The organism is Streptococcus infantis, from assembly GCF_047460825.1.
In the GTDB taxonomy this organism is placed as follows: Bacteria; Bacillota; Bacilli; order Lactobacillales; family Streptococcaceae; genus Streptococcus; species Streptococcus infantis_V.
Genome location: NZ_JASHFO010000021.1, coordinates 24,140 through 37,707 on the forward strand (window position 1 = coordinate 24,140; position 13,568 = coordinate 37,707).

Here is a 13,568-nt window from a genome sequence, read left to right on the forward strand (position 1 = left end):
TCTAAAAGCCTTATTCTAAAGGCTTTTTTTCGTATCTGTTCTACTTTTGTTCTACCAACGAATACTCACTTAAAAGGTTTCGAATAATCTGATGTTCTTTTTCTTTCTTCTCTTTTAAAAGATGACCATATGTTTCTGTTACCTGTTTTATATTTTTATGTCCCATTACATGAGCAACCACCCAGATATCAATTCCCTTTGCAAGCAACATGCTCGCATAAGTATGCCTTATACCCGTAGCAGTTAAATTATATGGAAAAATTTCTAGTTTTTTTAGTATCGATTGTAAGCTTTGATTTACAGCATTGTTACTAGGAACTCCATACACAGTATCATAGAAGAGGAAATTTTCTTTTTCCTTAATACCTTGATTTCTATAGACAATCTTTTGTTCTTTCTTTAATAATTTCAAAACATCAGATGTTTCTTCATCTACGGGTACATCTCTAACAGATGTGCCCGTTTTGGGTGGTCTCCATTTATAATTATAGTACCGCCTATAAGTGTGAATGACTTGATTTTCAAAATCAATGCAATCCCAAGTTAAACCTAAAATCTCTCCGAAACGCATCCCTGTTTTAAAGGAAACAAACAAAAGATAAGGAATCACAGATTTACTGTAATTAAGATGACTTTTTAAATGAACTAAAATCTTATAATAGTCTTCAATATTGTCAATATATTTTTCGTCTGTTGTCTTGCTTTTCTTCATCCCTGAAATAATCGCACCATCAGTAAAATCAACTATATCTAATTGGTCACGTTGAGCAAACTGAATGACTTTTCGGATTTCTGAGTTTAGTCGTGCTACAGTATCTTTTGTAACCCTCTCAGCATACGAATTTAAAGCTCGTTGATATTGGCTAAAACGAATAGAAGTTGCCGGTCTATCTTGAAAAAGCTCCTTTATCAAGTCTCCTCGCTTCTTATGCTTAAAAAGCGTTGATTCACTTTTTCCAAGTGGTCTTACAACAACATCAAACCACTCTTCCCATAACTCATATAAACTAGCTTGCGAATTAATTTTTGCTCCTGACATTAATTTTAATTCGATGGCTAAAGCTTCTTTTTCAGCTTCCTTCTTCGTTCTAAATCCACCTCTAGATGCAAGCAGTTTTTTGTTATTATCTACAATTCTATAATCCCATGTACCACCTTTTGTACGTTGTCTAAAAGTTGCCACTAGTTACCTCTTTCATTAGATAACCAAGGTTTTGCCAAGGCTATTATACCATAATTTCTCTGAAGTTATCTTCAAACCATTGTTTGGTTTTACTCGCCAAAAAGAAATAGCGTCCACCTTGATTCTCAGGATATTTAACAAACCCATTTGGATTTAATTCAACATCAATTTCTCTACGGATTTTTGGGTTATACAATACATTATCAAGTAACCACGGTCTTGAAACTGATAGAAGTTGTAGAACATCAGATAAGGTCATATATCTACCTTGAGAAGAATTATGTTGTAAATTATCATATTCTTTTCTATCGACAATAATTTTATCTTCTGGCAATTGTATCTCTACATTGATTAAATCAACAGTAATTTTATTTATCTCAGTCATAGAAAATTCTCCTTTTTTATGAGATAATAGCTAGAGATGGTGAAAATCATCCCTATACTATTTTTCAAGCAATATTACTCTTTGTTTTTAGGTCGTTTCGGAGTGATATTGTTTTTTTGATAGAATAGCTTAAAACTATCTTCAAAATACTCTTTATAATTTAATTGAGAGAGTTCTGAACCAAATTTGTTAAGCCATAGCTCAACATCTTGGTTTGGTATGTAGTTCCACTCATACTCTTGAATTAAACGAATAATAAAATAATTACGAGCCTCTACTCCCCAAATTTCCTCAATCTTTTTTAACAATGGAAAGAGACCACTACCTTTCATAATATAAGAAATAGTAGCTAATAAATAATTATTTCTTGAAGAAAGAGATTCTAATTCAGGGAAATGACCTGAACCTACAAACAAATCTTTTGTAAAAGGAATAGGTAAACCATCTTCTGAATTGTAAAAACCATATTTATCAATCATCTTATTTACTATCAATTGACTAAGTTCATTTGCGTTACTAATAGTTAATAACAATGCCAAAATTTGATTACTATATGTTCCTTTATAGGAAGCTTCCATACGTATCCAAGAATCACACAGGTTCACAACGTGAACATAGCGTCCACGATTGTCAAGTTGTTCCTGGTATTTATTGTAAATGCGCAATAGAGTTTGTATATTTTTTTTCTTACTTCCTATATAGATAGTCTGAGCTACACCATTAACTTCTTGTGCAGAAATATTAGAGATGTTTTTTCTACCATTATGATTTAAAATTAGAATTTGTTTATTTTTTATTCCTTGATAAAGCTCATTTACTGTCATATCGTAATTGAAATAATCTATTGCTAAGTCTATACGACTTAATCTAAGTTCCCAATACTCTTCATTTAGTAATTTAGCCATAATATTGACATCAATAGCCTCATTATAATATTCCTTATACACTTGCTTGTAGTGAGATAAGGCAGACGCAGAAAATTTTACTATAATACCCATTGTATAATTTCTATAATGCCAAGCTATAGAAAAGTAATACGGCATATTTTTAAAAGCAAAACCATCTGTATAACCTGCAGGTAGTCTTTGTTCTGGAAGTGAATAATCTCCTAGAAGTAATGGCAATTTCAGCTTTTCAGCGATTATCTCAGCAATCTGTGGAGCTGTTTGATTCCATCTTTCTGGATATTCACCTATTGTATCCTCTGTTGGTTTGATTACAAAGGTAACTTCATCAATACTGGTCATAATGACATTTCGTTTTGCATTGTCGGATAAAATTTTTTTAATTTCATAACTTGTGTACATAGTTATTCTACTTTCTATTTTTATACGGAACGTGGGTGATTACACTACCCACATTAAAGATATTTATCCAGTTGTCCCCACCTTCGCCTCACGGCTACAGTGAGACAACTGGAATTTTTTATTCAAAGTAACAATTGGAACGTTCAACTGCCTTTTTTATTAATCTCTCTATAGGTATTATCTTATAACTAGGCACTACTATAAGACGACTACTTTTCCCACCTATTTTCATATATCCTACTCCTCTAGGATTATTAGAGATTATGCTCTCTTTCTCATCTGAAAAAAGCATGGATATAGTTTCTTTAGATAGTTTCCCTAAAGCTATAACTGTACCTATAGAATCTCTGGACAAGCTCAGAGAGTTTTTATGTGCATCTTGTTGGGCAACGACTACATAAATTTTAAACGAGCGACCTAACTGTATCAGACGAGTATAATCTTTAATTGCTTGTTCACGAGCTTTTCTGTCCAGACTATTCTGCCAAGCATTAAATTCATCAAAACAAATCAAAATAAAATTACGAGAAATGTCTTGACCTCTTTGTCGTTTCTCAAGAATCTCTAAACCCTTAAATAGGATTTCTGAAACAGTCTCAAACTTCTTAAAAGCTAGAGAATTTTCTAAGAACGCAAAATCTGAATCTGCCTTGTAATCAGCTATTAAAAATTGACTATCTGGGTAGGAATAAGCAAAGCTGGCGAGAAAAAGCTTTGTAGCAAATGTCTTGCCAGCTCCACTCGCACCAACTATCAATGCATGAGGGGCTCTCTCTACAGGAATATCCCAATCAAATGAATATCCCTCGTCAAATAGTCTCTTGTCTTTAAAACACTTCACTTTTATACCACCTTTTAATTGTATAAGAACTCTAGTTGCAGATTGATATGATACTGATTGTTATATCGTAAAATATCTCCAAAAGTTGGATTGACTATCAGGCGGTGGTTCTTGTCTGACCATTGAGCCATGCAGTTTGTTCCCCTTATATACTTGTCAAGTTGAACTAAAAACACCTGCTGAATGTAGCCTTCTTCTTCGTTATCAGGCTTACTAGCTAGCATAATGGGAAAGCTCCAAACATGAGAATCTTGTGTTGCAGAACTTCCAATATTCCGAATATAGCGATTATTAAGCAGTAACTTCTGCCCTGATAAAGAAGCTGTCTTTTCTATAACCTGCTCTATGTCAGTTTCGATGTTACCTATATACAGATTGAGAATCTTTTCTTGTATATTCCTTTGCTGTACTTCAGCGTATTTATAAAAAAGCCATAACAGACTGAGAATGATGGTGAATAAAATTGTATACATGGTTTACCTTCTTTCTGACAGAGGAAGTGAAAACTTCCTCTGTTATACTATAAATCAATGACCCCTTGCACTTCTGCATCCTTTGCTCTAATAGACAATACAGAGCGTGAACCCTGACTGTAAGCTGATACTGTGCAATCTGTCAGATCTAGTTCAATAATAGAATCAACATAAGATTCGAAATCTCGTGAATCAATGTTCTGAACCTTAATAGATTGCATTGCAAATCTACCGTTTGCAGTTCGAAAACCTAGGTCGAGAGTAGAACCAAATATCTCTTGTGTAGTATAGTCTTTCCATTCTCCGACACCTAGACATTGACCTTTAATTACCATTTTCGAAATTTCCATTTTTAAAAATCCTCAAAATTTCTATAGTTAGATGACAAAGCGAAATAATTTTTGTCAATATCTTTGCTACCTATTTCTTAGTACATGATAATCACCTACTTTCTTACTTGTTAAGAATTGAGCAAGATTTTTTGTAAGAACTAGCTTACAGTATTATAGTAAATCATATAACCCGTATCGTCACCCCTAACAAAAAAGCTTGATTTAATAGGCTTTTCAAAGCTTCCCTAATCGCTATTGACATTTCCTTTCAAAAATGCTACTGTGTGACAAATTTAATTTATTACAAGATTTTTTGTAAGAACTAGCTTACAGTATCATAGTAAATCATATAACCCGTATCGTCACCCCTAACAAAAAAACTTGATTTAATAGGCTTTTCAAGGCTTACCCTAACTGCTATTGAAGTTGTCTCTCAAAAATGTTATCATGTGTACAATCTTAATTATTAAGGAGTTCAATATGAAGAATAAAGAAGAATTATTAATCGCATGTGTTGTCTTGAATCTTGTAGAAGAACTAGATAGCTTTAAAGAATATCAAGAGTTAGAGGGAGAAACAGATACTTACCAAGCTGTCTTAAGATATGTAGAAGATGAATTGTATGGTGAAGTAGGTTTCAAAACTCTTGAAAAAATTTACTTTGGTATGCCAACATCTACTACAGCATATATCAGTCAAAAATCTTATAATGCTATCATGAAAAATGAAGAATTTTATGAATTAGCTGAAAATACCTGTCAAGCTATTCAAGAAAATGATTCTAAAACAATGGATAAAGTTACAAACATCATTGAAAAGCGTATTGAAAATAAAGAATTTCCTAAACTGCTAGAAAGCATGAAAAAAGATAGCAGTCGTCATTTTGCTTTACCTACGCTATTAAAAAATAAGAGCTTATTAACGAAAGTTCTCGAATATCTACCTTTAGTTGAAAAAATCTTTGAATCCGAAGAAAACATTGAAATATTTTCTCAAGTAGCTAATCGTCTTGACACATTTAGGATTGCTGATGAGTACGAGGATTGGGATAATATAGAGAGCTTTATCAAGGACGTACGAGAGCAAAATGGATTTGATAACTACTTGAAATAGAATATAAAAAAGCCAAGTCATGCTATATGTGACTTGGTTTATTTTTCTATCTCATCTAGAAAATCAATTAGAAGTTTTGTGACCCTCTCTTGCTTACTAGGTGCTAATTTTTCCAGCTTAAACAATAATTGATTTATCAGTGGATTACTTTCGGTCAGAGAAATATCAAAGAAACTTTCTATATCTGTGTCCAGAGCATCCATGATTTTTTCAAGGGTCTTGATTTTGATATTTGGTTCAAGGTTTTCTAATTTATAAGTATATTTTAATGGTAAGTCCGCCAGCTCCTCTAGTTGCTGTTGGGTGATATTTTTTTGCAATCTCAGTAGGCGGATTCGCTTGCTGATATAGGATTGTAGGTTCGTTTTTGTCATCTCAGTACCTCTTTAAATCCTATCATACTGAAATTTATGTCCTTTAAAAACTACTTAAAAAGAGAAAAAAACAGTTATATAGTTTTAAAAAGCGAAACAATGTGATAAAATAGCATTATAAAACTATCAAAAGGAGTTTATATGATGGAATCAAACACTCAAGGTCACGGAACCATCAAGAAATTGCGCACAGGCGCTGTCGTTTCTACTTTAGCACTTACAGCCTTCGGGGTATCTACTGGGGTATCGGCTAGCGAGACTGAGGTAGCGGTTAATGAGCCTGCAACTAGGGTAGTTGCTAAGGATGAGGTTGTCCCTAAAGTTCCTAGTCAAGCTGATGTTGACAAGGCTAAGGCTGAATCGGACAAGGCTAATCAGGATGTAGCTAAGCAAAAAGAAGTTGTTTCAACTACTGAATCAAACATTGCAACTGCTGAAAAGACCATCGCTGATACTACTAAGAAGAAAGAAGAAGCTAGTTCTGTTACCCCAGAACGTGTGGCGAAGGCTAAGGCTGACGCTGACAAGAAAGCCAGTGAGCTTGCTACGGCTGAAAAGACTGTAGCTGATGCGGATAAGTCTGTTTCTGCGACTGCTGAAAAGGTTGCTGACCAAACTAAGGTAGTATCTAATGCTGAGAAAACTGCCACTGATACTGCTAATAAGGTTGCTGACGCTCAGAAGAAAGTAGATTCTCTTTCATCTACTACTGATGTTGCTCCACTTGAAAAAGAGGTAGCTACGCTTACTAACCAAGTTAGTTCTGACACTCAGGAAGTAGAAACTGCTCAGACTAACCTTGATAACGCTAAAAAAGCTCAATCCGACAAAGACCAAGCTATTGAAGATGCTCAAAGTGGGGTATCTAGTGCTGAAGCTAATCTTACTCAAGCCACTACAGCCCTTGCTAATGCTAAGGCTGACCAATCTAACAAAGATAAGGCAGTTACTTCTGCTAAATCAGCTCTTGATGTAGCTAAACAGGGTGTTACTGAAACAACTGTAACTTCTGAAACAATGTACGATGTTCCTAAAGCAACTTACTCTCCAGCCTTGTCTGATGAGTATATTAAGGCAATTAAAGCCCTAGCTAATGGTACAGGCAATGTTCTTGATGTTATGAAGGCAATCAATAAGCCTTATACTGACGAGAAGACAGGTGTAAGTGCCAATACTCTAGGTGGGTATAACTTTACAGGTAAGTATTTCTATAAAGGTAAAGATATTGCTTATGGTAGTGAAGACACAGATAAAACAGAGATTGTTGATTTCCAACACCTAACAAAAGAGCAAGCAACTAAATTGAGTTTGTATGCAGCATCTATCATTAACGATTTGCGTGCTAAGGTTGGCACTGCACCTCTTAAGGTTAGTGAAAGTTCTGTTGAATTGGCAACTCAGTTTAACCATTATGCAAATCCTTTTGAAAAGGTGACAGACGGTAAGACAAGTCCAAACTATACAAAAACTCTAGCTGAGAAGTTAGCTATGGGTAAAGAATCAGCTAACTTTGACTTGGATGCACTAGGTATTCGAGCAGAGAATATCCCAGATTACGCAGGCAAAGGTACTCTTTCAACTATGGCTCAAATCAAGCAAGTTGTTTATGAGGGTATTGTTCAGACAGTTATGTCTGCAACAAGTACAAGTTCTAGCGAAGATCTATATAGTGGTGCTTTGTCACTTCTAGGTTTCCGTGATACCGATAAAACCAATCTTGGTGTAGGTCTAGGTTTTGGTTATAGTCAGCTTGGGGTAAAATATGAGACTAGTTTCACTCTCTCTCCTACTAAAGAGGTAACTACAACTACCCAGAAGGTAGACACTAAGGCAGTAGAAACTGCTCAAACTGCCTACAACGATGCACTCAAAGCATCTGAAGAAGCTAAATCAACTGTAGCAACTGCACAAACTGACTACACTGACGCTGAGACAGCTCTTGCTAATGCTCGTAAACAGCTCTCTGATTTGGTAGGTAACAAGATTGATGTTCCGTCACTTGAAAAGGCTCTTGCTGATGCTAAAGATAAACTAGCGCAGGACACTCAAGCTTTGCAAACTGCTAAGGAATCGCTTGCTCTAGCTAAATCAAACGCTACTGACAAAGCTAAGGCTCTTACTGATGCTAAGTCAGCTCTTGAGACTGCTAAGGAAGAACAATCAGATGCAGATAAGGCTCTTGCTACTGCTAAGGGTGAGTTGGAAGTACTTACTAAAGCTCATGATGTAGCAGTATTGGCTCGTAAGTCAGCTGGTCAAGACCTTGCTCGTAAACGTGAAGCGTCTAAAGAGGCTACTGACACTCATACAGTTCTTGAACTTGCTCTTACTAATCGTGATGAAGTCCTTAAGTCTTTGGACAAAGAGCTTACTGATGCTAAATCTAAGCTTGGTGTACTCCGTGCTGAGTTGGAGACTGCTAAGGACGAGTTGGCTCGTCTAGAGGGTATCGCTGAAGCTAAGGCTCGTGGGTATGAGAACTTTAAGCAACTTAAAGCCGACCATGACGCATACCTTGCTGAACAACAACGCTTGCAGGCTTTGAAAGACAGAGCAGAAGAAATCCGTAATGCAGGTGGACAGCCTAAGGAAGTTACTGACGCAACTGGTAAAGTGGTTGATGTTGTGGATGGGAAGGCACAAAATAGGGCTGTAGTTGCGACAGTAGGAACTAAAGACGATAAAACATATCAAGCTCCTGCACAAGCTACAAATGTAAAAGCAGAACCTAAGAAACAACTTCCAAATACAGGAGAAAAGCGTACTAATACTGCTACTCTTGCGATTATCACAGCTTTATCTTCTATCGGTCTTGTATACCGTAAACGCAAAAAATCACAATAAAAAATAAATCTCCTTACTACCGTAGGGAGATTTTGTGATAAAGAAGAAAAATAATAATCTGTTCTACTTTTGTTCTACCTTTTATTTTTACATACGATTTAGAGAGTGGCAAAGCCTTGATTTATCAATATTTTTGTTACTCATTTTTACTTATTTTAACTCCAAATCGACTGTAGGGGGCATCTAAATCAACAGGAAAAAGCCTTTATTTATAAGGCTTTTTTGCTTGTCTATAACTGATTTGCCCCATCATTTGCCCCACATTTTTTTTATGAGCAATCTTTCCAGACATCTCTGATTATGAAAAACAAAAAAGCTATCCTACCTTTGCAAATTTGGATAAGATAGCGGAATATTTTAATGCAACTCCAACCCAACTCTTTGGAACGAGTAAAGAGATTGAGTTAGAAAAGAGTGTTCTTGAATCTAATGAATACTCTGATAAAGTAAGTGAAATCTTAAAAGCTGTCAAATACATCGAGCATTTCCTACATACTGATGGACAGTACTTAGAGGATTTACTTTACCTAACAAGAGGCAACCAACTATACACAGAAGATGGAAAAGAGTTGTATATTGATCCAACTTCTCAGAAAAGAACACTTCATACCCAATATGAACCTGGTTTTATTGAAGCAAGAGATAAATCTCCACTAGAGCTCTTAATTGAAAATAAGGAATTGTTTGATAAATAGAAAAAGCGAGGATAACCTCGCTTCAGATTGAAGTTAAAATCTTTAGAAGACACTTTTATAAGGACTTTGTCTTCAATCTGTGAAAAGGAGTGAAAACTCCTTTTCTTTTTGTAAGTCAGACTGAAACTTCCAAATTGTTTATTTATTTTATTGACATTTTCTATAAAAATAAGTACAATAGTTTTATTAGAAAACTATACTATATAGGGGGTATTGAAATGAAATTTTCTAATCGTTTACTGCTATTCCTTGCAGGAGTTGTTTTTGTCCTTTTAGGACTTTTCCTATTTACAAACCCAGTAGCTAATCTTGTTGCTTACAGCTGGTGGATTGCATTTGATTTACTGGTTTCTTCTATAGCAGCTATTTTAGGCTATTTCTCTGCACCAAAAGAGCTTCGCTCACCTGTTTATCTTTTCCAAGGATTTGTTAGTCTTCTCTTAGCTCTTTACCTCGTTGCTTATGGCTTTTTGACCCTGCCGGTCGTCATTCCGACCATTGTAGGAATTTGGTTAATTGTAGAAGCCATTATTGCTTTCTTTAAAGGCAATCGTCTAGGATTGATTTTCCCTATTATTGGTAGCAATATCACGTGGGTAGCCTTGCTTGAATTTTTACTAGGTCTAGTGATTCTGTTCAATCCAGTGGCTACAGGTGTCTTTGTCGTTTATGTCATTGCCTTTGCATTTTTAGTTACTGGCTTCACCTACATTATTGAGGTCTTTCGTAAATAGTCTAGTTGCTATTTCTATCGCATTCAAAAAAGCTGGGAAATCATATTCTCAGCTTTTTTGTCTCTTTAATTATCACTTTTTCGCATTCCATTCTGCGTAGAAATTTGTTTTTCCATTTTATTCTCCAATTTGATCTCGCACTGACATTTATTTATAACAAAACTATATATCTAGAATAGCATAATCATTAGGTATTATAGGTTTTCAAACAAAATACGAGTCATTCGTTTTTGCCCCACTTTTGCCCCATTTTTAAATCCTGACATTGAAAATACCTAAAAGTATTTCCCTAAAATCAGCTATATTTCAACATTTTTGTTTATTTTCAATATGAAAAGTTCTTACAAATCCATGTAGGGGGCATCTAAACAACAGGAAAAAGCCTTGATTAAAGGCTTTTTTGCTTGTCATTTTGTTTTTTGTACCAAAAAGTTTATATTCACAAAATAAGCGACTCTCATCAAAGACTCGCTATTTATCTAACACCTCGATTTAATAGAAAAAAACACCTCACGGTGATTACTTATTATCAATCGTCCATTACTCCGCCTGTAAGTTGGTACATGAGATAAATGTGCTCCAAGGTTTTTAGCTTATCCATATGTTCCACATCTTTAAAGGCACCTAATGCTAGTAAAGGAACAAAACCGAAACATTGGTTATAAGACAAGGGACCATCTTTTAACACAGCCTGTCTATATAAATCCAATTCAAAGTTATCAGTCACATATGAGTTATCTAAATACTGAAGAAAATATTTCAGGCTCTTGATAATAATGTCGCAGTCTTGAAGATTTTATTTTACAATACCAACAAATTCATTCTCTTCCCAAGTAATAATATCTCCAAAGGCTGTTACGAACATCGGAAAAAGAAGTAAGGAACTATTCATAATAATAGCCGTAGCAAATCTTTGCATTTTTGTCTTATCTTTTTTAAGATAGTACTATTAAAAAAAGAAAAGGTGAAAATCATGGAAACATATACGCTTGCAAATGGGGTTGCTATTCCTAAAATTGGTTTTGGAACTTGGCAAATTGCTGAAGGCGAAGAAGCCTATAACAGCGTTAGCTTCGCACTTAAGGCTGGTTACACACATATTGATACCGCACAAATTTACGGTAACGAGGTTTCTGTAGGTAAGGCGATTGCTGATAGTAATTTGGCACGTGAGGATATTTTCCTAACTACCAAACTTTGGAATGATAAGCACGATTACGAGTTGGCTAAGACTTCTATCGATGAGTCTCTCGAAAGACTCGGTGTGGATTATTTGGATCTTTTGCTTATCCATTGGCCAAATCCAAAGGCACTTCGTGAGAATGATGCTTGGAAGTCTGGTAATGCAGGCGCTTGGAAGGCAATGGAAGAAGCCTACAAAGAAGGTAAGGTGCGTGCTATCGGTGTGTCTAACTTTATGCAACATCACCTAGAAGCTCTTCTTGAAACGGCTGAAATTGTGCCACATGTCAATCAAATCCTCTTGGCTCCAGGTTGTGACCAAAAAGACTTAGTTGCCTATTGCCAAGAGCGCGATATCCTTCTTGAAGCCTATAGTCCACTAGGTACAGGTAGCATTTTTGGAAATGAAGATGTTGAAGCAGTGGCTGAACGTAACGGTAAATCTGTAGCACAAGTTGCTCTGCGTTGGAGCCTTCAAAAAGGTTTCTTGCCACTACCTAAGTCTGTGACACCTAAAAATATTGAAGCCAACTTGGATATCTTCGACTTCGACTTATCAGAGGAAGATATGGCAGTCTTGGATAAGATTCAAGGCATCAAAACTCAGAATGATCCTGACACAGTTAATTTTTAATAGGATTTTAAGCAACTCGTCAGGGTTGCTTTTTCAAGTAAATGACAAAAGAAGTCAAGGTTTTGACAATTCGCGCCACATGAAATTATTTAAGCATATCCTTTTCTTTCATTACCATTTTCTGTTATAATGTATTGTATTTCTAAAGTAGAAAGGTATTAATATGACAACTCTTATTAAGCATAAACGTGTAGAATTTTCAGAACTATTTTATGACCTAGTGTTTGTTTTTGCAATTTCAAAAGCAACTGCTTTAATTCACCCTCTTCATAGCGGTGTTGTGGCTTGGGATTCTTTACTTGATTTCTTCATCTCTGTCATGGTTATCATCAATTCCTGGATGATTCAAACCATTTATACCAATCGCTATGGAACAAACTCGTTATTTAACATGGTAATCATGTTTATCAACATGGGACTTATGCTCTTTATGTCCAATATGATTGGATACAATTGGCAACAATGGTTCTATTATACCTGTTGGGCTGTTGGTACATTGACCCTTACCTTATTTTTTCAATATTTGGTTGAATTTTTTAGAAAATCAACCGATAATACTGATCGGGAAAGTATCAAAGGTTTTCTATGGTTAACAGGTCTAGGAAGTTTAGGAGTCTATCTGGCAGCTCTTTTTCCTATTTACGTTGGAGTCTATATCTTTATTGCTAGTATTCTGCTAACATTTATTGTGCCAATTTTCTTGATTACTAAAGATGAGCATTTCCAGGTAAATCTTCCCCATTTAATCGAGCGCGTCTCCCTTCTTGTCATTATTACGTTTGGAGAGATGGTTGTTGGGCTAGCTAGCTTCTTTACAGTCGAGAATTTCTCGATTTATTCGGTTCTCAATTTCGTTATCATGCTTTCCCTGTTCTTGTTTTATTTTGGCGAATTTGACCATGCTATTGATGAAGGATCTAGTCAAAAGGGATTATTTGTAATTTATAGTCACTATCCTATTTTCATCGGGCTTATGTTGATGACAGTTTCGATGGGTTATCTCCTGAATCCCGAGGCTAATCTTCTCGTTGCAATCAGCTTCTTTTATATCGGAATTGGCCTCTTCCAAGCTGCTGTCCTAGCAAATGGGCCCTATAACAAAAACTATCTTCGCTATCCGAGAAGTTACTACTGTGCTCAAGCGACACTCTATCTGGCTGCCTTGATTCTCTCTTTGCTTTTCGCTTCTAATCCTATAACAGTGTTGAGTATTGCAACCATTTTTACTCTAGCTATAGCCATTCATTTTATTTATTTTTATGTGACACAGAATAAAAAATATTCCAAATCTAACTGGGGGTTCTTTTAATGAGTTTATAGCATTAAAAAAGCCTTGGTTTTCCACAATGTCATTAAGTTAGTAATCTAACTATTTGAATAGGAGATAGGATTGAGATCATCAAAGTGATTCTCTATCCTATCTTCTATTTTTTTGCATGACAAATAAAGGTTTTTTCACCCTATTTTTTGA

13 protein-coding genes and 1 pseudogene are annotated in these 13,568 nt (G+C 35.4%); 6 read left to right on the forward strand and 8 right to left on the reverse strand.

Annotated features, from left to right (window positions below; translation table 11 throughout):
• Nucleotides 1-40: 40 nt before the first annotated feature.
• From QM911_RS07125 to QM911_RS07150, 6 genes are all read right to left on the reverse strand, one after another.
• Nucleotides 41-1,183 carry a tyrosine-type recombinase/integrase gene (locus QM911_RS07125; protein WP_414313540.1) on the reverse strand — a complete coding sequence of 381 codons (1,143 nt, stop codon included), beginning with the start codon at nucleotides 1,181-1,183 and terminating at the stop codon, nucleotides 41-43.
• A gap of 43 nt (nucleotides 1,184-1,226) precedes the next feature.
• Nucleotides 1,227-1,568 carry a DUF771 domain-containing protein gene (locus QM911_RS07130; RefSeq protein WP_261143842.1) on the reverse strand — a complete coding sequence of 114 codons (342 nt, stop codon included), beginning with the start codon at nucleotides 1,566-1,568 and terminating at the stop codon, nucleotides 1,227-1,229.
• Between the two features lie 74 nt (nucleotides 1,569-1,642).
• A complete protein-coding gene (locus QM911_RS07135; protein ID WP_414313541.1) occupies nucleotides 1,643-2,875 on the reverse strand; it encodes a replication initiation factor domain-containing protein in 1,233 nt (410 codons plus the stop codon).
• Between the two features lie 118 nt (nucleotides 2,876-2,993).
• Nucleotides 2,994-3,716 carry a cell division protein FtsK gene (locus QM911_RS07140; RefSeq protein ID WP_414313542.1) on the reverse strand — a complete coding sequence of 241 codons (723 nt, stop codon included), beginning with the start codon at nucleotides 3,714-3,716 and terminating at the stop codon, nucleotides 2,994-2,996.
• A 14-nt stretch (nucleotides 3,717-3,730) separates the two neighbouring features.
• The gene (locus QM911_RS07145) at nucleotides 3,731-4,189 is read right to left on the reverse strand and encodes an RNA-binding protein (protein WP_261053154.1); all 459 of its coding nucleotides are present in this window, start codon (nucleotides 4,187-4,189) and stop codon (nucleotides 3,731-3,733) included.
• Between the two features lie 47 nt (nucleotides 4,190-4,236).
• Nucleotides 4,237-4,539 carry a hypothetical protein gene (locus QM911_RS07150; RefSeq protein ID WP_261053158.1) on the reverse strand — a complete coding sequence of 101 codons (303 nt, stop codon included), beginning with the start codon at nucleotides 4,537-4,539 and terminating at the stop codon, nucleotides 4,237-4,239.
• 462 nt (nucleotides 4,540-5,001) lie between these two features.
• Between QM911_RS07150 and QM911_RS07155 the strand changes: the two genes are divergently transcribed.
• Complete coding sequence (locus QM911_RS07155; RefSeq protein ID WP_414313543.1) at nucleotides 5,002-5,634, forward strand: epsilon-antitoxin; 633 nt, start codon at nucleotides 5,002-5,004, stop codon at nucleotides 5,632-5,634.
• A 38-nt stretch (nucleotides 5,635-5,672) separates the two neighbouring features.
• Here the strand turns inward: QM911_RS07155 and QM911_RS07160 are convergent, their stop codons facing one another.
• Nucleotides 5,673-6,008 carry a helix-turn-helix domain-containing protein gene (locus QM911_RS07160; RefSeq protein WP_261143852.1) on the reverse strand — a complete coding sequence of 112 codons (336 nt, stop codon included), beginning with the start codon at nucleotides 6,006-6,008 and terminating at the stop codon, nucleotides 5,673-5,675.
• A 144-nt stretch (nucleotides 6,009-6,152) separates the two neighbouring features.
• On the opposite strand from QM911_RS07160, the gene QM911_RS07165 reads away from it, so the two are divergent.
• From QM911_RS07165 to QM911_RS07175, 3 genes are all read left to right on the forward strand, one after another.
• On the forward strand, nucleotides 6,153-8,852 hold the full coding sequence (locus QM911_RS07165; protein ID WP_414313547.1) for an SEC10/PgrA surface exclusion domain-containing protein: 2,700 nt from the start codon (nucleotides 6,153-6,155) through the stop codon (nucleotides 8,850-8,852).
• A 278-nt stretch (nucleotides 8,853-9,130) separates the two neighbouring features.
• Entirely contained in the window at nucleotides 9,131-9,547 is a 417-nt protein-coding gene (locus tag QM911_RS07170) for a helix-turn-helix domain-containing protein (protein WP_235084148.1), read from the forward strand.
• Between the two features lie 218 nt (nucleotides 9,548-9,765).
• Nucleotides 9,766-10,281 carry a DUF308 domain-containing protein gene (locus QM911_RS07175; protein ID WP_021767032.1) on the forward strand — a complete coding sequence of 172 codons (516 nt, stop codon included), beginning with the start codon at nucleotides 9,766-9,768 and terminating at the stop codon, nucleotides 10,279-10,281.
• A 529-nt stretch (nucleotides 10,282-10,810) separates the two neighbouring features.
• On the opposite strand, the pseudogene QM911_RS07180 reads toward QM911_RS07175, so the two are convergent.
• Nucleotides 10,811-11,152: pseudogene (locus tag QM911_RS07180) on the reverse strand (T6SS immunity protein Tdi1 domain-containing protein); the annotation flags it as partial.
• 102 nt (nucleotides 11,153-11,254) lie between these two features.
• Here QM911_RS07180 and QM911_RS07185 point away from each other — a divergent pair.
• Together QM911_RS07185 and QM911_RS07190 are read left to right on the forward strand one after the other, a co-directional pair.
• Nucleotides 11,255-12,097 carry an aldo/keto reductase gene (locus QM911_RS07185; RefSeq protein WP_070888836.1) on the forward strand — a complete coding sequence of 281 codons (843 nt, stop codon included), beginning with the start codon at nucleotides 11,255-11,257 and terminating at the stop codon, nucleotides 12,095-12,097.
• A gap of 163 nt (nucleotides 12,098-12,260) precedes the next feature.
• The gene (locus QM911_RS07190; RefSeq protein ID WP_000209242.1) at nucleotides 12,261-13,406 is read left to right on the forward strand and encodes a low temperature requirement protein A; all 1,146 of its coding nucleotides are present in this window, start codon (nucleotides 12,261-12,263) and stop codon (nucleotides 13,404-13,406) included.
• The last annotated feature ends 162 nt before the right edge of the window (nucleotides 13,407-13,568 follow it).